Source organism: Prauserella alba, assembly GCF_024171735.1.
GTDB classification, from domain to species: domain Bacteria; phylum Actinomycetota; class Actinomycetes; order Mycobacteriales; family Pseudonocardiaceae; genus Prauserella; species Prauserella alba.
The window spans coordinates 347,899-368,848 of record NZ_JAMTCH010000004.1 but is presented as its reverse complement, the minus strand read 5'-3'; the positions used below and the strand labels follow the sequence as shown (position 1 = coordinate 368,848).

Sequence of the window (20,950 nt, the reverse complement as noted above, 5' to 3'; positions counted from 1 at the left end):
GCTTCGACGTGGCAAGCCCTGCCGGAACTTCTCCCGCCGACAACCCGACCCCCTCCCGCGCGAGTATCGCGCCGCGAACGCTCCGCACCGATCGTTGGTGGCTGCAGCCGCTGCTGACCACCCTCGGATTGGCGACGTTCGTCGTCTACGCGACGGTGCGCTCGTTCATGCGCACCGACTACTGGGCCGCCGAGCACCATTACCTGACGCCGTTCTACTCGCCGTGCCTCAGTGATTCCTGCGTGGCGGGGTCGAGCCACTTCGGCACGCCGATCGGCGAACTGCCGGCCTTCATCCCGCTGGCGTTCCTGTCGCTGCCGTTCCTGCTGGGCTTCCGCCTGACCTGCTACTACTACCGCAAGGCCTACTACCGCTCGATCTGGATGGCGCCGCCCGCGTGCGCCGTCGGCGAGCCGCACGAGCGCTACACCGGTGAGACGCGCCTGCCGTTGATCCTGCAGAACGTGCACCGCTACTTCTTCTACGTGGCACTGGTGATCACGCTCATCAACACCTACGACGCGATTCTCGCCTTCGGCGGTGAGAACGGTTTCGGCATCGGGCTCGGCAACGTGATCCTGTTGCTCAACGTGGTGCTGCTGTGGTGCTACACGCTGTCCTGCCACTCGTGCCGGCACGTCACCGGCGGGCGGCTCAAGCACTTCTCGCGCAACCCGGTGCGGTACCGGATCTGGACGCAGGTCAGCAAGCTCAACACCCGGCACATGGAATTCGCATGGCTGACGCTGGGCACGCTCGTACTCACCGATCTGTATGTGTGGCTCGTGTCCAGCGGGGCGATCGCCGATCTGCGTTTCATCAACTGAACAATTTTCGAAGGTGGCAATTTCATGACCGAGGTCGAACGGCACAACTACGACGTGGTGGTGATCGGTGCCGGCGGCGCCGGTCTGCGTGCCGTGATCGAGGCGCGGCAGCGCGGCCTGAGCGTCGCGGTGGTGTGCAAGTCGCTGTTCGGCAAGGCGCACACCGTGATGGCCGAGGGCGGCTGTGCGGCGTCGATGGGCAACGCGAACTCCCACGACAACTGGCAGGTGCATTTCCGCGACACCATGCGCGGCGGGAAGTTCCTCAACAACTGGCGGATGGCCGAGCTGCACGCCAGGGAGGCGCCCGACCGGGTGTGGGAACTGGAGACCTACGGCGCGCTGTTCGACCGCACCGCGGACGGGCGGATCAGCCAGCGCAACTTCGGCGGACACACCTACCCGCGGCTGGCGCACGTCGGCGACCGCACCGGGCTCGAGCTGATCCGCACCATGCAGCAGAAGATCGTGTCGTTGCAGCAGGAGGATTACCGGCGGTACGGCGACTACGAGGCGAAGCTCAGGGTGTTCGCCGAGTGCACCGTCACCGAACTGCTCAAAGAGGACGGACGCATCGCCGGAGCGTTCGGGTACTGGCGGGAGAGTGGTCGGTTCGTACTGTTCGAGACGCCCGCCGTGGTACTCGCGACGGGCGGCATCGGCAAATCGTTCAAGGTCACCTCCAACTCGTGGGAGTACACCGGTGACGGCCACGCGCTCGCGCTACGTGCCGGGGCGGGGCTGATCAACATGGAGTTCGTCCAGTTCCATCCCACCGGCATGGTGTGGCCGCCGAGCGTGAAGGGCATCCTCGTCACCGAGGGAGTCCGGGGTGACGGCGGCGTCCTGAAGAACGCCGAGGGGGAGCGGTTCATGTTCCGCTACATCCCGGATGTCTTCAAAGGACAGTACGCGGACAGCGAGGAGGAAGCCGATCGCTGGTACTCCGATCAGGAAGGCAACCGGCGCACCCCGGACCTGCTGCCCCGCGACGAAGTGGCGCGGGCGATCAACACCGAGGTCAAGGAAGGCCGGGGTTCCCAGCACGGCGGGATGTTCCTCGACATCGCCAGCAGGCTGCCGACCGAGGAGATCCGCAAGCGACTGCCGTCCATGTATCACCAGTTCCGGGAACTGGCCGACGTCGACATCACCGCGGAACCGATGGAGGTCGGCCCCACGTGCCACTACGTGATGGGCGGCATCGAGGTCGACCCGGACACCGCGGCCGCGGCCGTTCCCGGGATCTTCGCCGCGGGAGAGTGCTCGGGTGGCATGCACGGCTCCAACCGGCTCGGCGGGAACTCGCTGTCGGACCTGCTCGTGTTCGGCCGCCGCGCCGGACTGGGGGCCGCGGAGTACGTCGAGTCCCTCGACGCGCGGCCGGCCGTGGCGGACGCGGACGTCACCGAGGCCGCGCAACGCGCGCTGGCCCCGTTCGACGGTCCGGAGGAGGGGGCGAGCGAGGAGAACCCGTACACGCTGCACACCGAGCTCCAGCAGACGATGAACGAACTCGTCGGCATCATCCGCAAGGCCGACGAGATCGAGAAGGCGATCGACAAGCTCGCGGAGATCCGCCGCCGCATCCGCGGGGTGACGGTCGAGGGAAACCGGCAGTACAACCCCGGCTGGCACCTCGCCGTCGACCTGCGCAACATGCTGCTGGTCAGTGAATGCGTCGCGCGTGCGGCGCTGCAGCGCACCGAGAGCAGGGGTGGGCACACCCGCGACGACTACCCGCAGATGGACTCGCAGTGGCGCAACCGGCTGCTCGTGTGCTCGACGCAGGATGATCAGCCGGTGCCCGAGATCGGTGTCGAGGCGAAGCAGCAGCGGCCGCTGCGGGCCGATCTGCTGGAGTTGTTCGAACTGTCCGAACTGGAGAAGTACTACACCGAGGACGAACTCGCCGGCCACCCGGAAAGGACCGCGTGAGATGGCATACCAGGCGAAACTGCGCGTGTGGCGCGGCGACGCGACCTCCGGCGAGCTGCAGGACTTCGAGGTTGAGGCCAATGAGGGGGAGGTCGTCCTCGACCTGATTCACCGTTTGCAGGCCACGCAGACCCCCGACCTGGCCGTGCGCTGGAACTGCAAGGCCGGCAAGTGCGGTTCGTGTTCGGCGGAGGTCAACGGCAGGCCGAAACTGCTGTGCATGACCAGGATGTCGACCTTCGACGAGGACGAGGTCATCACCGTCACGCCGATGCGCACGTTCCCCGTGATCCGCGACCTCGTCACCGACGTGTCGTACAACTACGAGAAGGCCCGTGAGATCCCGTCGTTCACCCCGCCCGAAGGACTCGAGCCCGGCGAGTACCGGATGCAGCAGGTCGACGTCGAACGTTCGCAGGAGTTCCGCAAGTGCATCGAGTGCTTTCTGTGCCAGGACACCTGCCACGTGATCCGTGACCACGAGGAGAACAAGGAGTCCTTCGCAGGGCCACGGTTCCTCATGCGCGTGGCCGAACTGGAGATGCACCCGCTCGACGACGCCGATCGGGTCGAGGCGGTCCAGTCGGCGCACGGACTGGGCTTCTGCAACATCACGAAGTGCTGCACGGAAGTGTGCCCCGAGGGCATCCACATCACCGACAACGCGCTCATCCCGATGAAGGAGCGGGTCGCCGACAGGCGTTACGACCCCATCGTCTGGCTCGGCAACAAGATCTTCAAACGCAACGGCGCCTGAACGCACGACTGCCAGAGCGGAACGGCCGCTGTGCACAAGACGCCCGAGTGACCGAACGACGTCTGCGTATTCGAATGAGGTCTGCGTAACCGAACGGCGCCGGCCAGCCAGGTCCCGGCGCCGGGGTCCTGCTAGCTGGTCCGCTGGAGCGTGGGCCGGCTTGCGGCGAGCGCCACCACCAGCTCGGGAATCCGGTAGTGGCCCGGCGCCGCGTGATGAACGGTGAGAAGGTGCGCGGCGATGAGCTCGTCGATGACGTCGAGCGTCGCCGATACCGACCGGTTGAGCAGGCCGGCGGCGGTCGCGCAGGTGAACGGCCGGGTTCCGAGAGTGGCCAGTACGTCCAGTGCGTCGCCGACATGATCGGGTAGCCGATCGTGGGCGGGGGCGAGGAAGCTTCGGATGTCGAGGTCGCCGATTCGGAGCTCGTCGAGTCTTCGCTCCGGGTCGGCGAGCCGGTCGGCGAGCTGTGCCAGGCTCCAGTGTGCTCGCGCCGCGAGGATGGCGCCGCAGATCCGCACCGCCACAGGCAGGTGCCCGCACAGCTGGGTGATCCGTAGGGCGGCATCCCGGTCGGCGGTCACCCGGGCGGAGCCCGCGATCTTCGCCAACAGCTCGACCGATTCGTCGGGCGAGAACGTGTCCAACGGGAGCCGAGTCGTTCCCTCCAATGTGGCGAGTGCGAAACGACTCGTGACGAGTACGCCGCAACCTGCCGATCCGGGGTCGAGCGCCCGCACCTGCTGTTCGTTCGCGGCGTCGTCGAGTACTACGAGGGACCTCGCCTCCGCGAGGATACTCCGGTAAGCCGCGATCCGACCGTCGAGCGTGTCCGGCTGCTGACGGGCGGACAGTCCCAGTGCGTTCAGCGCAGTGCCGAGGGCGTCGACGGGGGTGGGCGGGTTGGTGGTCTTGCCGCCGAGCTGGAGCAGCAGCTGGTGATCGGGGAACCGGTTCCGCAGCAGTCGTCCGGTTCGCAGTGCGAGTGTCGTCTTTCCGACGCCGCTCGGGCCGTTGACGACGCACATGGTCGCGGGGCCGTCCTGGGCGGCCGAGTCGGCCAGCACGTGATAGGTGGTGGTGAGCTCGTCGTCCCGGCCGACGAAATCACTCGGTTCGTGCTGCAGGGAACGCGTCGACGGGGGCAAGCGGGGCGTCGGCACCGTGGCGGGTGCGGTCGTGGGGATGGTGGGCTCGGACGTGAGGATCGACTGGTGCAACCGCTGCATGTCGACGGAAGGGTCGATTCCGAGCGAATCGATCAGGTTGTTCCGGAAACTCCGATAGACGGCGAGCGCGTCCGCCGTGCGACCGCATCGGTGGAGTCCCGTCATCAGCTGCATCGCCGGCCGCTCGCGGGTGGGTTCCGCGGCGACCAGTGCGGTCAGTTCGGCGATCAACGCTTCGTGCTTGCCCAGTGCCAGTTCCGCGTCGATGCACTTCTCCACGGTGAGCAGGCGTGACTCCTCGAGCCCCGGCTGTTCGACGGTGGCGAGATGGGGTGTTACGCCGGCGAGGGCCTGGCCGTTCCACTTCGTCAACGCCGCCCGCAACAGATTCGACGCGTCCTGGTGTCGCCCGTCGGCCAGCGCCTCCCGGCCCTGGCGGGACAACTGCTCGAACTCGACGAGGTCGAACTGGGTTTGACTGTCGGAGGTGAAACGCAGTCGATATCCCGGAGGCTGACGTTCGATGCTGACGGCGGTGCCGAGCAGCCCCCGGAGCCTCGACGCATAGGTCTGGATCTGTGCTTGCGTGGTGGTCGGTAACTGGTCGTCCCACAGGTTTCCCATCAGTCTGCTGTCGGAGACGACGCGTCCGTGCGCCAGCAACAGCGAAGCCAGGACTGTGCGCATCTTCGGCCCACGGAGTTTGATGGGAACCCCTTCGGACCAAGCGCTAACCGGACCGAGAACCTGAAAGCGCATGGAATCCCCCAGTCGATTCACTGCAATTGATGAATGCGCGGTTGATCACGTCGGAGGCTAGCAGTGGACGAAATGTCCCGCAATGGACTTAAGGTGCATCCCCTAGGGGGTTCCCCGGGTTGGCGGTAGGCCCTCGAAAATCGCGGGGCACGGTACCCCTTAACCCACATGCGCAAGGATGATGGTTACCCGCCGATCGGCGGATCGTTCTACTGCGATTGCCATGCACAACGCAAGATCAATTGTTGTTCGCCGTGCCCATCATTGTCACGTCGAGTCGTCAATGTGGTCACTTCTGGTCATTGTCCAGTACACGTAGTGGTCACAAGTCGACACACCGCACTCGTGGCGGCATTGTATGCTCGTACCGTAGGTGTCCGATCACATGGCGAAGCCGTTGGTTGAGTGCTTGTCGGGCGCCGCCGGAGGGTCCTCCGTCAGGCCTGGCGGGTCGGCGCGGGCGCGGTTCCCGGAAGATGATCATTCGTGTCTCGCGTTGTCACGCCGGCCGTGGAAAACAGTGCCGACGGCGGGTTCATGATTCTTCCGATCGGATTGTGTCGGGTGGAATAAATGTGGCAGCCGGATCCCCGGTGGGAATTTGAGAAAAGTTTGCAAGGGAGAGTCATCGCAACCCTCGGGGTGGTCTCGTGTGCGAATCCTGTGATGCTTCCGACGTGTTCCACAAGGGTCGGTTCGCCGAATTCCGGTAGGTTTCGCATGGCGCGGTTCATTTCTCGTCATGGTCTGAACCACAGACGATCCGAGGCGAATCCTGCCCCGGGTTTCACGGTCGGCGAATGTGTGGTTTTTCCGGACAGCACAAGGGCGCGGAAAATCGCCAACCAGATCGCGGATCGTCGCGATCGAGGGCGACTCTTCACGCTGCGTGCCCGGCTGTGTCCTGCGAGGTCGCGGCGGATCGCAGGGCGCTGCGTGCGGCGATGGATCCGACGGCGGAGGGTTGTGTGGAAAGTGTGGCCGAAGGTCGGCGCAAGCCCGTTGGAAGCCGGCGCGAGGGGCGAATCCCGAAACTGATCCGCTGTCCACGGGACGGCCGAGGTCGTTCGCGACGGCGTCCCCGACAGGTGTTCGCGACGAAGCCGATTCTGGAGCGGTGAGTGGTGTCGAGCCGGCCGGATCCTGTGCGGAGGAACGTGACCCGTCCCGAAACCGACCGAAAATATTCCGACGATCCTCGATGGTGTCGGGAAAACATCGCGTTGTGCGTGCGTCCGGGGATCGCGGTTCGCGTTTCGGACACGGCGGCACGCACCGGAGTCACGAGCCGGCAGTGCCACGCTCGGCAGTGCCACGGCCCTGCAGCATCACGGCCCTGCAGTGTCACAGACCGGCAGTGTCACGGCCCGGTAGCTGAACGCCGGCCTCGGGTGACCGGATCGCTTCGAGGTCGGTGACGGCGCCTCCGGCCGGAGTCACCGGCGGATATTGGTTCCGTATTGCTCGTTCTTGCATCGTTCGGCCCAGCCCGTCCACGAAACGGTCCTCGCGGGTGTGCCCAGCCCTCCGGGCGCCGCCACGCGGAGAACAACGACCCGTCCCAGAGGAGATTCGAGGCGATGACGACTGCAGCGCCATGGGCGCCGACGGTGTTCCGCCCGCGTGAGATCGACGTCGAACCGAGCGCCGCCGGACTGAAGGGTCATCTTGGTTCGCTCGACATCGAGGCGATGCTCGTCGAACGGAAGGCGTTGGTCTGGCGGGGATTCGACGTCGGCCGAGTCGACTTCGAGGCGATGGTCGACATGTTGCTGCCCACGCGATGGTCGTACCGGCACGGCAACTCGCCCCGAACCAAGGTCGGCGACAACATCTACACCTCGACCGAGTACCCGGCCGAGTACACGATCTCGATGCACAACGAACTCTCCTACGCCGCGCGGTATCCCAGCAGGCTGTTGTTCTACTGCGAGCAGGCGCCGGCGAGCGGCGGAGCGACGCCCGTGGTGAACGGTGCGGCCTGGCTCGCCGCGCTCGATGCGGACGTCAGGGAAGCATTCGCCGGTGGGCTGCGGTACCGGCAGAACCTGCACGGTGGTGTCGGACTCGGCAAGAGCTGGCAGGCCACGTTCGAGACCGAGAGCCGCGACGAGGTCGAACAGTTCCTCGGCGCGACCGGTGCGGAGTGGCACTGGCGACAGGACGGCGGGCTGCGTGTGGAACAGCCGGGTCCTTCGACGGTCGTCGACGAGCGAACGGGCCAGGAGGTGTGGTTCAACCAGGCGGACCAGTGGCATGCCGCGGGCCTCGGTGACGAGACCGCGGTAGCGCTCGCCGCGATCATGTCCGAAGAGGACATGCCTCAGTCGGTCGTGTTCGCGGACGGCGGCGCCATCCCGGTCGAGTACGTGACGCAGGTGCGCGAGCGCGGGTTGGCCCAGGCCGTCGACGTCGAATGGTCGCCAGGGGATCTGATGCTGATCGACAACGTGCTCGTCGGCCACGGCAGGCGACCGTTCACCGGTCAGCGCCGCGTGCTGGTCTCGATGGCGGGATGATGGGAGAACTCGAGTTGCTGGAAACTGTCGCTGCAGAACGGACCCTGCCTTACGTCGTGACGCACGAACAGGCCGGTGCCGGTATCGAGGAACTGATCGGAGCCGAGCGGGGCCGGCTGCGCAGGCTGCTCGTCACACACGGTGCACTGCTGTTCCGGGGGTTCGACGTGCCCGACGTCGCGGCCTTCGAATCCGCGGTGCGGGCCATGTCCGGTGAGCCGATGACCTACAACGAGCGTTCCTCGCCGCGCCACTCGATCAAGGGCAACGTGTACACCTCGACCGACTATCCGGCCGACGAGGAGATCTTCCTGCACAACGAGAGCTCCTACCAGGCCGCGTGGCCGCGCTTGCTGTATTTCTACTGCGACCGTGAGCCGTCGTCGCGCGGCGCGACCCCGCTGGCGGACGTGCGGCGCGTGGTGCAGACCATCGACCCGGACGTGCGTGAGGAGTTCACCCGCCGGGGCTGGATGCTGGCGCGTAACTACCGCGGCAAGGTGGGCATTCCCTGGCCGGAGGTCTACGGGACCAGCGACCCGGCGGAGGTCGACCGGTACTGCGCCGACCGCGGTATCGGCACCGAGTGGTTCGGCTCCGACCATCTCCGCACGACCGCGGTGCGGCGGCCGATCCACGAACACCCTGACACGGGCGAGGACGTCTGGTTCAACCACATCACCTTCTTCCACATCAGCACACACCAGGACGACGTGCGTGAGGGACTGCTGGCGATGTTCGGGCAGGACGGTCTGCCGATCAACACCTACTACGGCGACGGTGCTCCGATCCCGGACGAGGTGGTGGCGCACCTGCGGGACTGCTACCGGGCCGAATGGCGCCGGTTCGACTGGCAGCGAGGTGACGTGCTCGTCGTGGACAACATGATGACCGCCCACGGCCGCGAACCGTTCGAGGGTCCGCGCAGCATCGCGGTGGCCATGTGCGAGGCGCACGTCTCGGACTATCTGAAGGTTACGGACGGATGACCGCAGGAACATCGGTGTCCCGGCGGTCCGACTGGTGCCGGGTGTTCCGGCCGAGACCGGCGGCGGACCTGAGGCTCCTCTGTTTCCCGCAGGCGGGCGGTGCCGCGAGCGTCTTCCACGACTGGGCGTCCAGAATGCCCCGTTCGGTCGAACTGGTGGCCGTGCAGTACGCGGGAAGGCAGGATCGCGGCGACGAGGAACCGATCGCCGACATCGGGACCATGGCGTCGCTGGTGGCCGCCGACATCGAGCCGTTGTTCGACCGTCCCGTCGCCTTCTTCGGCCACAGCCTCGGTGCCACCGTCGCCTTCGAGGTGGCGAGGAGACTCAGGCCCAGATTCCCGACGCCGCTCACCCGACTGATCGCGTCGGCACGCACGCCGCCCGCCCAGTGCCGGCCGCGTCGCGACGACGTGCGCAGTGACGCGGACATCCGCCGTTACCTGGCCAGGGCGGGTACCCGGTCCGCGGCGGTGATCGACAGCGACGAGCTGTGGCGGCTCACTGTTCCCGCGCTGCGGAGCGACCTGCGCATGGCCGATTCGTACTCCTATGTCGAAGGTCCGCCACTCACCTGTCCGATCACCGTCGTCGCCGCGGCGGACGACCCCGGCTGCGGGCTCGAGGACATGCGCGGGTGGTCGGCACACACCATCGGCGGGCTGGACGAACACGTCGTGCCCGGCGACCACTACTACGTCAACGCCCCACCCGACGAGTTGTTCACCGTACTGGTCGATGTCCTCGAAAGCCGTTGACCACGTCGCAGATCGGTAGCGGAATGGAGAGCCGAATGGCCCGGACTGCCAATGTGGAGAGCCGGCTGCACCGGCGTCGAGGGCGCCGCGCAGCAACGGCGGGAATCGACAGAGTCGAGCGCGACGGCCCGTTGCCGATGTCGTTCGGCCAGGAACAGATGTGGTTCCTCGATCAGCTCGTCGACGACAGCGTCGAGTACCTGGTTCCTTTCGCCCTGCGGATCCGCGGTGAGCTGGATGCGAGGGCGCTGGCACAGGCGTGGGACGCGCTCGTGGCACGGCACGAGATCCTGCGGACGAGGCACGTGCTCGACGACGGCCTGCCGCGGCAGGTGATCGACGAACCGGTGTCCGGCGGGCTGTCGATGGTTTCGGTCGCGGACTCGCCCGAATCCGGGCGCGGCACCCGCGTGAACGACCTCGTCGCGGCGCAGACCGCGACGCCGTTCGACCTCGACCGCCAATGGCCCGCGAGGGCGACGTTGGTGGAGGTCACCGATTCCGAACACGTCCTCGTGGTCGTGTTCCATCACATCGCCTGCGACGCGTGGTCGTCGCGGCTCGCACTGTCCGATCTGTGGGCGCTGTACACGGCGGCGAAGGACGGCACCGAGGCCGCACTGCCGGAGCTCGCGGTGCAGTACGCCGATTTCGCGTCATGGCAGCGGCAACAGCTGACCGGTGGCGAGGAGGAACGGCAGCTCGCGTACTGGCAGGAGGTGCTGTCCGGGACGCCGCAGCTGGACCTGCCCACGGACTTCCCCCGGCCGCCGGTACGCGGTTACGCGGGCGGCGAGGTCGAGTTCACGTTGCCCGCGGACGTCGGAGCGGCCGTGGCCGGACTCGCCCGCGATGCGGGCACCACGCCGTTCGCCGTGCTGCTCACCGCGTTCCAGGCGATGCTCGCGCGCTACACCGGAACCGCCGATGTTCCGGTCGGCACGATCGTCTCGGGCAGGACGAGGCCCGAGCTGCAGCACCTCGTCGGCAACGGCATCAACACCGTGGTGATCCGTACGCACTGGGACACGAGCGTGACGTTCCGGGAACTGCTCAGGAAGGTCCGCGGCTCCGTACTGGACGCGTTCGACCACAGTGCCGTCCCGTTCGCCAGCGTCGTCGACAAGGTCCAGCCGCAGCGCGACGCGTCCCGAACCCCGCTGTACCAGACGGTGTTCACCTGGCACGAGGCGAAGGCGTCGCCCGCCGAACCGGCGGAAGGGCTGGTGGTGGAACCGATCGAAGCCGGTGGCGGGGTGGCCCGCTGCGACGTGGAACTGCAGGTCGGGCAGGCCGAGGGCGGCGGGCTCGACGCCAGGCTGATCTACGCGACCGACCTGTTCGAACGGGACACGGTCGAGCGGATGGCCGCACACCTGACCCGGCTGCTCTCCGGTGCGGTGAGCGAACCCGACACGCCGCTGCACGCGGTCGCGATGCTCGGGGAAACGGAACTGGCCTCGCTCACGGTGCCGGCAGAGCCGATGCCCGACGGCGCACTCGCCGACCATGCGCTGGGGCGTTTCGATCGGCAGGTCACACGCACCCCGGATGCCGCGGCGGTGGTGACCGACGAGGGCACGGTGACGTTCGCCGAGCTGGGCACGCGGGTGAACGGCATCGCTCACCGATTGCGGGAAGCCGGCGCCGGGGAGGGCGACGTCGTCGGCATCCTGCACGAGCGCGGCGTCGGCCTGCTGGCCTCGATGCTGGCCAGTTGGCGTGTCGGAGCGGCCTACCTCGCCCTCGACCCGGAACTTCCGCAGCAACGGTGGGGATGGCTGCTGACCGACAGTGCGGCGAGAGTCGTGGTCACCGACGGGGAATCCGACCGGAACGCCGCGCTCGGTGAGGTGTTCGACGGCACGATACTGTCGGCGTGCGAGGTCACCGACGGCGCGGGCCCCGAGTTCCCTCCGCCGCGGACGTGTGACCCGGAAGCCCTGGCCTACGTGGTCTACACCTCCGGTTCGACGGGGCGTCCCAAGGGTGTCGGTACGACCCATCGAGGTCTCCTCACACACCTGAACTGGGTGATCGACAACTACATCGGCGACCACGAGGGCGGCGCGCCGCTCTTCTCCACGGTCGCCGGTGACGTCGTCGTCCCCACGCTGTTCGCCCCGTTGCTCGCCGGCAGGCCGGTCCACATGCTGCCGCAGGACATCGACCTGTCCGAGCTCGGCCCGCGGCTCGCCGTGGCCAAGCCGTTCGCGTTCATCAAGCTCACCCCCGGCCATCTCGAGATGCTGTCGCACCAGCTCGATCCGGCGGACATCGACGGCCTTGCGGGAACGGTCGTCACCGGCGGGGACGTGCTGCTCGACAGCGTGGCGAGACAGTGGGACGACTGGCTCGGCGACGGCAGGCTGGTGAACGAGTACGGCCCGACCGAGATCACCGTCGGCAACTCCACGTACCTGCCGGGCAGCGGGTCGCGACGGGAGGTCGTGCCGATCGGAAAGCCGATACCGCACACCAGCATGTACGTGCTGGACGAAACGTTGCGGCCTGCGGCTCCCGGGGTGATCGGGGAGATCTGCGTCGGCGGGGACGGGCTCGCACGCGGCTATCTGAACCGGCCCTCCCAGACCGCCGACACGTTCGTGCCGGATCCGTACGGCCCGCCAGGGGCACGGTTGTACCGCACCGGAGACCTGGGACGGGTCGTGCGCGGCGGGGACGTCGAGTTCGCCGGCCGGGTCGACGACCAGGTCAAGATCCGGGGGCACCGGGTGGAACTCGGCGAGGTCGAAGGTCTCCTCTCCGGGCGCAGCGAGGTCGCCGAATGCCGGGTGGTGCTGCGGGGTGAGCGGGATCAGCCCACGCTGGTCGCCTACGCGGTGGGCGCGGACGCGGACGAGCGGGAGCTGTCGGCGTGGCTGACGGAGCGGCTGCCCGAGTACATGGTGCCGCAGGTCGTCCTGCTCGACCGGATTCCGTTGACCGCCAACGGAAAACTCGACGTCGACTCCCTGCCGGAACGCACCGGGCCCGTGGTCGACTTCGTGGCCCCGCGGAACGCGATCGAACAGCGGATCGCCGACGTGTGGTCCGAAGCGCTCCAGCTCGAACGGGTCGGCGTGCACGACGGGTTCTTCGACGTCGGAGGTGACTCCATTCGTGCGGTGGCCGTGGTCGGTGCGTTGCGGCACGCGGGGCATGACCTGACGGTCGCGGACGTGTTCGCCAACGGCACCGTCGCCAGGCTCGCGGAACTGCTCGACGGTCGCGGAGGACTCGTCGAGGACCGTGGCGTCGCTCCGTTCGCCCTGATCGGCGAAGCCGACCGGGCGGCCGTTCCCGGCGGCGTCGAGGACGCCTATCCGCTCTCCCGCAACCAGGTGGGCATGATCTTCGAGATGCTCGCCGATGAGCAGAACCCGTATCACTGCACCACGACGTTCTGGATCAGGGACGGTGCGCCGTTCTCGCTGGACGCGATGACCGAGTCGGCGCGACTGCTGAGCAGGCGGCACGAGGTGCTGCGCACTTCGCTGCACCTGTCCGGCTTCTCGGTCCCGATGCAGCTGGTGCACACCGACGCCCGAATGGCGGTCTCGATGCGCGACATGCGTGGCATGTCGTCCGACGAGATCGACCTGGCCGTCAAGGAGCACGTCGCGCACGAGCGGGCCAACCTTTTCGACATGACCGTGCCCGGGCTGATGCGCTTCGTCGCGTTCCCCACCGATCACGACGGGTACTGGCTGTCGATCACCGAATGCCATCCCGTGCAGGAGGGGTGGGGCTACCACTCCATGGTGATGGAGCTGCTCAACTGCTACGGCGCGTTGCGCAGGGGAGAGGAGCCGCCGCCCTACGAGAAACCGGAGGTGCGGTTCGCCGACTTCGTCGCCGGGGAACTCGCCTCGATCGAATCGGAGGAGGACGCCGGGTACTGGCGGGACATCGTCACCGAGTACGTCCCGTTCGCGTTGCCCGAGGAATGGCACGACCGGACGGCCCTGTTGTCGAAACACCAGGCCATGGCCGACTGGCGTGACCTCAAACCGCGGCTGCGCGAAGCGGCCGCGAACGCGGGCGTGTCGATGAAGTGCGTCATGGTCTCGGCCTTCACCAAGGTGCTCTCGCAGCTGACCGACGAGGATGCGTTCCATTTCGGACTGATCACCGACGCCCGCCCGGAACGGCTCGGTGCGGACACGGTGTACGGCATGTATCTGAATACGTTGCCGTTCGCCGTTCGGCGGCCCTCCGGCACGTGGCGGGATCTGCTGCGCGCCACGTTCGACCGTGAGGTCGAGCTGTGGCCGCACCGGCGATACCCGTATCCGGAGATCGTGCGCACGGCCGACCACCGTCGACGGCTCGTCGAAGTGATGTTCAACTATCACGACTTCAACCAGGTGGACAAGGAACTGGTCGCCGAGAGGGTCGGGCTCGACGACAGTCCGACGGACTTCGGCCTCACGGTGTCGACCAGGGTCGACCTGGTCATGGTGACGGCCGATTACCGCTATCTCGGTCCGGAACAGGCCGAGCTGATCGCCCGCGCGTTCCGCCGCGTCCTCGAGGCCATCGCCGAGGACATCGACACCGACGCGACGATCTCGGTGTTGCCCGAACCGCACCGCCGGTGGCTGCTCGACCAGGCGCAGGAGCCCGCCGACCCCGCGGGACGGGCCGAACCGGTGCGGCATGCGCTCGAGGCGTTCGACCGGCAGGTGGAGCGCACTCCGCAGGCCACGGCCGTGCGGTGCGGCGACGAGGAGCTGACCTTCGCCGAACTCGACCGGTGGGCGTGCCGGATCGCGGAGCGACTGCGGCGCCACGGGTTCACCCCGGGGTCGGTGGCCGGAGTTCTCGTGGGCCGGGACCTGAACCTGTTGCCCTCGCTGCTGGCGACGTGGAAGGCGGGTGGAGCGTACGTCCCCCTCGACGCCGCGCTGCCCGCCGACCGGCTCTCCTACGCGCTCGCCGACTCGGGTGCGTGTTGTGTGCTTGCGGCACCGGCGCTGGCAGCTGCGGTCCCGGCCACGTTCGACGGCTCGACCGTGCTCGTCGCGGCCGACTCCCGGGAAGCCGATGCCGAAACAGCAGACGCCGGAGCAGCAGACGCCGGAGCAGCAGACGCCGGAGCAGCAGACGCCGGAGCAGCAGACGCCGGAGCGTTCGATGCCGGGGCGTCCGAGAGCCGTGCGTTCGATGCCGGAGCGGCGGGCGGGGAAGCCCGCGTACCTGAGCAGGCGGCGTCACCGGAGGGCGGCGACGGGGCCGCCTACGTGATCTACACGTCGGGTTCGACGGGACGGCCGAAAGGTGTCCGCGTCAGCCACCGCAGCCTGGCGAACTACCTGAGCTGGGCGGTCGCCGACTATGTGGCGGCCGGTGACGGCGGGGCGCCGCTGCTGTCCACGGTGGCGTCCGACCTTCCGGTGACGACACTGTTCGCGCCGCTGCTCGCCGGCCAGCCCGTGCACGTGCTGTCCGACGACCTCGACCTGTCGGAACTCGGTGCGGCGCTGCGCGCCGGAGGGCCGTACAGCTTCATCAAGCTCACCCCCGGGCACCTGGAAGTGCTCGGACAGCAACTCGACACCCCGGTCGCGGAGACGATCGTCGTCGGGGGTGAGGCGTTGCACCGGCCGGTCGTCCGGCGTTGGGCGGAGCGGCTCTGCGAGGGACGAGTGATCAACGAGTACGGGCTCACGGAGACCACGGTCGGCAACTCCGTGGCGGTGGTCGGTGACGGTGAGCGGCCCGTGGTCCCGATCGGCAAGCCGATTCCGAACACCTCGATCCACGTGCTCGATGCGAGGCTGGAGTTGTTGCCGAGAGGTGCCGTCGGCGAGGTGTGTGTCGCGGGGGAGGGATTGGCGACGGGGTACGAGAACCGGCCGGCCATGACCGCCGAGCGATTCGTCCCCAACCCGTACGGCCCGCCAGGGTCGCGGCTGTATCGCACCGGCGATCTCGGGCGTGTGCTGGCGGACGGCTCGGTCGACCTGCTCGGGCGGCGTGACGGCCAGGTGAAGATCCGTGGTTACCGGGTGGAGCTCGGCGAGATCGAATCCGTGCTCGGCGAGCACCCGTTGATCGCCGAGGCGCGCGTGCTGCTGCGGACCGGATCCGGCGACGACCGGCGGCTGGTGGCCTACGTCGTGCCGGAAAGCGGCGACGAGGCGGTGGCGGCCGAGCCGGTGCGGGCGTGGCTGGCGGACCGGCTGCCGGAGTACATGGTTCCGGCCGTCGTCGTGCAGCTCGACCGCCTTCCGCTGACGGCCAACGGGAAACTCGACACCGATGCCCTCCCCGAGACGGGCGAGGAGGAACCGGGGGACAGCTACATTCCACCCGAAGGACCCCTCGAGCAGCGGATCGCCGAGATCTGGGGCGAGGTACTCGGCAAGCGGGTCGGCGCGGCCGACGAGTTCGGTGCGCTGGGCGGGGATTCGATCCGAGCCGTTGCACTGACGGGAGCGCTCACCAACGCGGGATACTCCGTGTCCGTACGAGAACTGTTCACCCATCCCACGGTTTCGCGACTGGCCCGGTTGCTCGCCGATCGGCACGGCCACACTCCGGCACCGAAGCTCGACGAGGGCGCCCCTGCCGCGGCCGAACTCGACCACTGATGGCGGCAGGCAGAGCCGGCCACCGCACGATGGTCGCTACCGGAAGGTGCGTGCCGTGAGCACTACGTCGTCCGCGCCGGACGAGCACAAGGAACGGCCACTGCGCAGGAACACCGACTTCCTGTTGCTGTGGACGGGGGCCGGTGCCTCCGAGTTCGGCGCCAAGATGAGCGTGATCGCGTTCCCGCTGCTGATCATCTGGCACACGGGATCGCCGATCGGGGCCGGGTTGGTTTCGTTCGCCGGACTGCTGCCCGTGCTGCTGCTGCAACTGCCCGCGGGCGTGCTGGTGGACCGCTGGGATCGGCGCAGGCTGATGATGGTCTGCGACGCGATCGCCGCGGTCGGCATGCTGAGCGTGGTGCTGGCGCTGCTCCTCGGCGTGGCGTGGTTGCCGCACCTGCTGGTGGTGTGCTTCGTCGAAGGCGCCTGCATGGTCTTCTACCGGCTCGCCGAGCGGACCGCGGTACGCAATGTCGTGGCGCCGACGCAGCTCGCGGCCGCGATGTCGCAGAACGAGGCGCGATCGCGGGCCGCGGGCCTGCTCGGCCAGCCCGCGGGCAGCTCGCTGTACGCGGTGCTGTGGTGGCTCCCGTTCCTCGCCGCCGCGGTGGGACACCTGATCGCCCTGGGCAACCTGACCGGCGTCAAGCGTCCGCTGCAGACCGAGCGAGTGAAACGACGCGGTGAACTGCGTGCCGAGGTCAAGGAAGGTTTCCGCTGGCTGTGGAACCAGCGCTTCCTCCGCGCCGCGACGCTCGTCGTCGCGGTGACCAACTTCGTCGGGCAGATCGTGACCATGGCGCCGTTGGTGGTGTTCAAGAACACCGGGGTGTCGGCCGCCGTCGCGGGACTCGTCGGACTGCTCGGCGGGGTCGGCGGCGTGCTCGGGGCGCTGATCGCCTCCCGCGTGTTGCGCAGGTTCTCGCTCGGCAGCCTGATCCGGCTCGACCTGCTCGTGCGATGCGTGCTGATCCCGATGATGGCGTTCACGACGGCCGTACCGCTGTTGCTCGCGCCGTTCGCCTTCATGTCACTGACCGGAGCCATGCTGAACGTCGGCGCCGGCGCCTACATGGCGCGGACCGTGCCGGACGAGAAACACGGCAGGGCGATGAGCGTGATGCTGCTGACCGCAGGCGGTGCCAACTCGGCCGGCGCACTCACCGCCGGCATGCTGTTGGGATTCCTCGGGCCCGCGACGACCTTGCTCGCCGTGGGCGGCGTGCTGATCGCGGTCACGGTGGCAGCCCTGCTCACGCCGGCCGTCCGCAACGGACCCGAGTGGGACGAGGCGAACCCGGCCTGACCTTCCCGCATTCCGGCCGTTGCGGCGACGGGCGTTCTTCGGCTCGCCGGTGGGGCTATCGTTCGACCCGTCACGGTTTGCGGGTCTCGGGGGCTTTTCGCCTCGCCGGCGGGGCAGGTCGACGGGAGGGCACTTTGCTGCAGGTGCACACCTGAGGGGCTGCAGGTGTGCACCTGTGGGTGATGTCATTTCGAACTGTAGTTCGGTACTATACGTGGTGTGACTGGTTCCGGGGATAGTGCTGCTGTGGCCGTGTCGCTGCGATGCCGGCGGGCGCAGATCGATGCCGAGGAGATGGTGCTGCTCGCCTCGCTGGCGTCGGGTGAGCGCGAGTGGCGCGAGATCGCCGACGAACTGGCCCCGGAGCTTCGTGTGTCACCTGTGGAGGTCGAGCGGCGAATCCGGAATGCGGTTGATCTGACCCGGCGCATGCCGCAGGTGTTGCGTGCGATGCGCGGCGGGCAGGTCGAGCACTACGGCGCCCGCCGCGTGCTGGCCGTGACCGAACCCCTGGCCGACGAGCACGCCCGCCAGGTCGACTCCCTACTGGCTGGCAAGCTTGCTGCGGCGCCGGACACTGCGTGGCAGCCGCGCAACCTCGCCCGGCATGCCGCCCGCCTGGTCGAACACGTCGACCCCGGTGGGCGGGCCGCCCGGGCCCGCATGGCCCGCCACGGCCGTCGGGTCGAGTTGGATCACGGGCCGAACGCCGCATCCCGCATTACGGCCGACCTGCCGTCGGAGGTGGCGGCCGCCTGCTATGCCCGGGTGGACGCGATGGCCCGGGCACTGCGTAAGCACGGTGAGCAGCGCACGCTCGACCAACTCCGCGCCGACATCACCGCCGACCTACTACTCGGCCGCGACCCCGGCGCACACGTGCCCGAAGCGGCGGCGATGGTGTATCTGCACCTGCCCATCGACACCGCCCTGTCGATCTCCAACTCGGGCTGCGAACTCGACGGCTACGGACCCATCCCCGCCGCCATCGCACGGGAGATCATGACCAACACCGACAGCACCTGGCGCGCCGTGCTCTGCGACCCCGCCACCGGCCGGCCCACCGACCTCGGCAGAACACGACGCCGCCCCACCGCCACCATCCGCGACCTGGTCCGCGTGCGCGACCGCGAATGCATCATCCCCTGGTGCCACCGACCCGCCCGCCACTGCGACCTCGACCACCAACACGAATGGACCGCCCACCACGGCCCCACCTCGGCCACCAACACCGCACCACGCTGCCGCCGACACCACCGCACGAAAAACGCACCCGGCTGGACCACCCACCACCACCCCACCCACAGCACCACCACCGTCACCACACCCAACGGCACCACCCACACCGGACACCAAGAAACCGTCCTCACACCACGACCACCACGCCAGCCGACACCACCACCGCCACCATTGCCACCGCCACCACTGCCCGACGAACCACCCTTCTCAGCAGCACGAGGTCACAGCGCCACCAGCCAGCAGGAGTGATGCCCCGGCTCACCAGGTGCCGTCCTGGTTCGTCCACGTTCTCCTCGACGTCTCCCGGAGTGAGCTCGTAGCGGGCGAACGGGATACCGCACGACCACACGATCCGGACGCGCGAACGTGTCGGGTACGTCGAGCGTGGAACGTGGCGAGCGTGGAAGGCGGCGAAAAGAAGCCTCCGGCGCCCGCCCCTCGCACGGACGCCGGAGGGACGGACGCCGGAGGCCGGCGCGGGTTGGGTCAGGCCTGCTGTTCGGCCAGTCGTTTCCGTAGGCTCAACGGCCGCATGTCCGTCCAGATCTTCTCGATGTGGGCGAGGCACTCCTCCCTGGTTCCCTCGGTTCCCTCGTGGTGCCAGCCCTCCGGCGTCTCACGCCCGGCCCACCAGACCGAGTACTGCTCTTCGTCGTTGTAGACGACCCGGTACGTTTCGCCGCTGGATTCGTTCGCCATCAGAACCTCCATCTTGTCGGGGTTTCTCGTGTCCTTCTCGGTCAGAAACTCGGTGCGGACGTCGGCGCGCGCAGCGTGCCGAGATATGGGTGCCACAGGTGGTCGGGGTCGTTCTCCACCGCGGTGACCACCTCGCGCATGGCGGCGAGTGCCTTGGGCTCCTCGCCGTCGTAGACATCGCCCTGCAGCATCTTGAGAACGTCGATCCGGTAGCGGGGATCCTGGACGAAAGCGGTGAAGAGAACGTTCAACCGGTAGTAGATCGAAATGAACTCGTACCAGTACTTGACCGCTCGGCGGAGTTTGTCCTCGTAGGTGCCGAAACGCTCTTTGCCGTACTCGCCCGCCTTTCCGGCCGCGATGATGTCCTGACTGGCGATTCGCGCACTGTTCAGGGCGACGCTCACGCCGCTGGAGAAGATCGGGTCGACGAACCGTGCGGCGTCCCCGATCATGACGAACCGGTCCCCGCAGATCTGCTTCATCGAGTAGCTGTAGTCGCCTTCGGCCTTGAACGGCCGGATCCGCTCGGCCTTGGTCAGGGCTTCGCGGAGTTCGGGCCGACTGGACACGAACTCCCAGAAGAAGGCATCGCGATCGGCGGCGGCGTCGGCGAACCGCTGCTTCTGCGTGACGACGCCGACGCTGGTGATGGTGTCGGTGATGGGGATCTGCCACACCCACGTGTCCTTGATCGGCAGGAAGTGCACGAAGATGTGGTCTGCCATGGCCGTGCTCGGGCTGAGCGACTCGCGGTCCAGGCCGTCGAACCACGTGTGCACCGCGTACTGGTCGAAGACCGGGTCGTTGACCTTCACCTTCAGCTTGCGTCCCAGCATCGTCTGCCGCCCGGACGCGTCCACGACCATGCGCGCGGAGAACCGGGTGCTGTGCGGCCCGAACCGGACGGTCAACCGCACCGCGTCCCGATCGTCGAAGTCGACGTCCAGCACCCGTGCCCCGTTGAACACCGTGGCGCCCTGCTCCTGCGCATGGCGGAGCAGAATCGCGTCGAACCGGCCGCGGTCGACGTGGTACGTGTAGTCCCGGTCGACGCCGGGCTGGTTGCGTTCGACGAACTGGACCTCCGCCGACCAGTCGTGACTGAGACCCTGGTATCCCATCGTCGGGATCGACCGTGACTCGGAGGAGCTCCAGGACGCCCCGTACTTCTTCGGGAAACCCGCTTCGTCGATCTTGTCGATCGCGCCGATCTCGACGAGCACCGGCGTGGTCGCAGGGACCAGCGACTCGCCGACATGCGGCCGGGGGAATGTCTCGCTCTCGAAAACCACGACCGACATGCCCGCCCTGGCGAGATAGGACGCCGTCGTCGAGCCTGCCGGTCCGCCGCCGATGATCGCGACGTCGAAATCGGGTGCCATCGG

The 20,950-nt window shown here is 67.9% G+C and carries 12 protein-coding genes; 9 read left to right on the top strand and 3 right to left on the bottom strand.

The genetic code is table 11. The features are described from left to right. The first annotated feature begins 8 nt into the window (after window positions 1-8). From sdhC to LY12_RS10580, 3 genes are read left to right on the top strand one after another with little or no spacing between them, the layout of a single operon-like run. On the top strand, window positions 9-827 hold the full coding sequence (gene sdhC, locus LY12_RS10590) for a succinate dehydrogenase subunit SdhC (RefSeq protein ID WP_372493493.1): 819 nt from the start codon (window positions 9-11) through the stop codon (window positions 825-827). A gap of 24 nt (window positions 828-851) precedes the next feature. Then, on the top strand, window positions 852-2,765 hold the full coding sequence (locus LY12_RS10585; RefSeq protein ID WP_253855554.1) for a fumarate reductase/succinate dehydrogenase flavoprotein subunit: 1,914 nt from the start codon (window positions 852-854) through the stop codon (window positions 2,763-2,765). A gap of 1 nt (window position 2,766) precedes the next feature. Further along, window positions 2,767-3,522 (top strand): succinate dehydrogenase/fumarate reductase iron-sulfur subunit, encoded by a 756-nt coding sequence (locus tag LY12_RS10580; RefSeq protein WP_253855552.1) that lies wholly within the window; start codon window positions 2,767-2,769, stop codon window positions 3,520-3,522. A 131-nt stretch (window positions 3,523-3,653) separates the two neighbouring features. On the opposite strand, the gene LY12_RS10575 is transcribed toward LY12_RS10580, so the two are convergent. Further along, window positions 3,654-5,378: an AfsR/SARP family transcriptional regulator gene (locus LY12_RS10575; protein WP_253855550.1), complete on the bottom strand. Its 1,725-nt coding sequence runs from the start codon at window positions 5,376-5,378 to the stop codon at window positions 3,654-3,656. A 1,652-nt stretch (window positions 5,379-7,030) separates the two neighbouring features. Here LY12_RS10575 and LY12_RS10570 point away from each other — a divergent pair. The 6 genes from LY12_RS10570 to LY12_RS10545 all read left to right on the top strand — a co-directional run bounded on the left by LY12_RS10570 (window position 7,031) and on the right by LY12_RS10545 (window position 19,112). Beyond that, complete coding sequence (locus LY12_RS10570; RefSeq protein WP_253855548.1) at window positions 7,031-7,969, top strand: TauD/TfdA family dioxygenase; 939 nt, start codon at window positions 7,031-7,033, stop codon at window positions 7,967-7,969. Between the two features lie 56 nt (window positions 7,970-8,025). Beyond that, complete coding sequence (locus LY12_RS10565; RefSeq protein WP_253855546.1) at window positions 8,026-8,958, top strand: TauD/TfdA family dioxygenase; 933 nt, start codon at window positions 8,026-8,028, stop codon at window positions 8,956-8,958. After that, on the top strand, window positions 8,955-9,716 hold the full coding sequence (locus LY12_RS10560; protein ID WP_253855544.1) for a thioesterase II family protein: 762 nt from the start codon (window positions 8,955-8,957) through the stop codon (window positions 9,714-9,716). Before LY12_RS10565 ends, LY12_RS10560 begins: the two co-directional genes overlap by 4 nt. Window positions 9,717-9,751: 35 nt before the next feature. Next, the gene (locus LY12_RS10555) at window positions 9,752-16,315 is read left to right on the top strand and encodes a non-ribosomal peptide synthetase (protein WP_253855542.1); all 6,564 of its coding nucleotides are present in this window, start codon (window positions 9,752-9,754) and stop codon (window positions 16,313-16,315) included. Window positions 16,316-16,370: 55 nt separating this feature from the next. After that, window positions 16,371-17,624 carry an MFS transporter gene (locus LY12_RS10550; RefSeq protein ID WP_253855540.1) on the top strand — a complete coding sequence of 418 codons (1,254 nt, stop codon included), beginning with the start codon at window positions 16,371-16,373 and terminating at the stop codon, window positions 17,622-17,624. A 219-nt stretch (window positions 17,625-17,843) separates the two neighbouring features. Beyond that, complete coding sequence (locus tag LY12_RS10545) at window positions 17,844-19,112, top strand: HNH endonuclease signature motif containing protein (RefSeq protein ID WP_253855538.1); 1,269 nt, start codon at window positions 17,844-17,846, stop codon at window positions 19,110-19,112. A gap of 237 nt (window positions 19,113-19,349) precedes the next feature. Here the strand turns inward: LY12_RS10545 and LY12_RS10540 are convergent, their stop codons facing one another. Beyond that, entirely contained in the window at window positions 19,350-19,562 is a 213-nt protein-coding gene (locus tag LY12_RS10540) for an MbtH family protein (protein WP_253855536.1), read from the bottom strand. Between the two features lie 41 nt (window positions 19,563-19,603). Then, window positions 19,604-20,947 carry an NAD(P)/FAD-dependent oxidoreductase gene (locus LY12_RS10535; protein WP_253855534.1) on the bottom strand — a complete coding sequence of 448 codons (1,344 nt, stop codon included), beginning with the start codon at window positions 20,945-20,947 and terminating at the stop codon, window positions 19,604-19,606. Window positions 20,948-20,950 lie beyond the last annotated feature (3 nt).

Bases quoted from the DNA above. Each gene is read 5' to 3' on its own strand.
- LY12_RS10585 (WP_253855554.1), top strand. From the start codon at position 852: ATGACCGAGGTCGAACGGCACAACTACGACGTGGTGGTGATCGGTGCC.
- LY12_RS10580 (WP_253855552.1), top strand. From the start codon at position 2,767: ATGGCATACCAGGCGAAACTGCGCGTGTGGCGCGGCGACGCGACCTCC.
- LY12_RS10575 (WP_253855550.1), bottom strand. From the start codon at position 5,378: ATGCGCACAGTCCTGGCTTCGCTGTTGCTGGCGCACGGACGCGTCGTC.
- LY12_RS10570 (WP_253855548.1), top strand. From the start codon at position 7,031: ATGACGACTGCAGCGCCATGGGCGCCGACGGTGTTCCGCCCGCGTGAG.
- LY12_RS10560 (WP_253855544.1), top strand. From the start codon at position 8,955: ATGACCGCAGGAACATCGGTGTCCCGGCGGTCCGACTGGTGCCGGGTG.
- LY12_RS10555 (WP_253855542.1), top strand. From the start codon at position 9,752: ATGGCCCGGACTGCCAATGTGGAGAGCCGGCTGCACCGGCGTCGAGGG.
- LY12_RS10540 (WP_253855536.1), bottom strand. From the start codon at position 19,562: ATGGCGAACGAATCCAGCGGCGAAACGTACCGGGTCGTCTACAACGAC.
- LY12_RS10535 (WP_253855534.1), bottom strand. From the start codon at position 20,947: ATGGCACCCGATTTCGACGTCGCGATCATCGGCGGCGGACCGGCAGGC.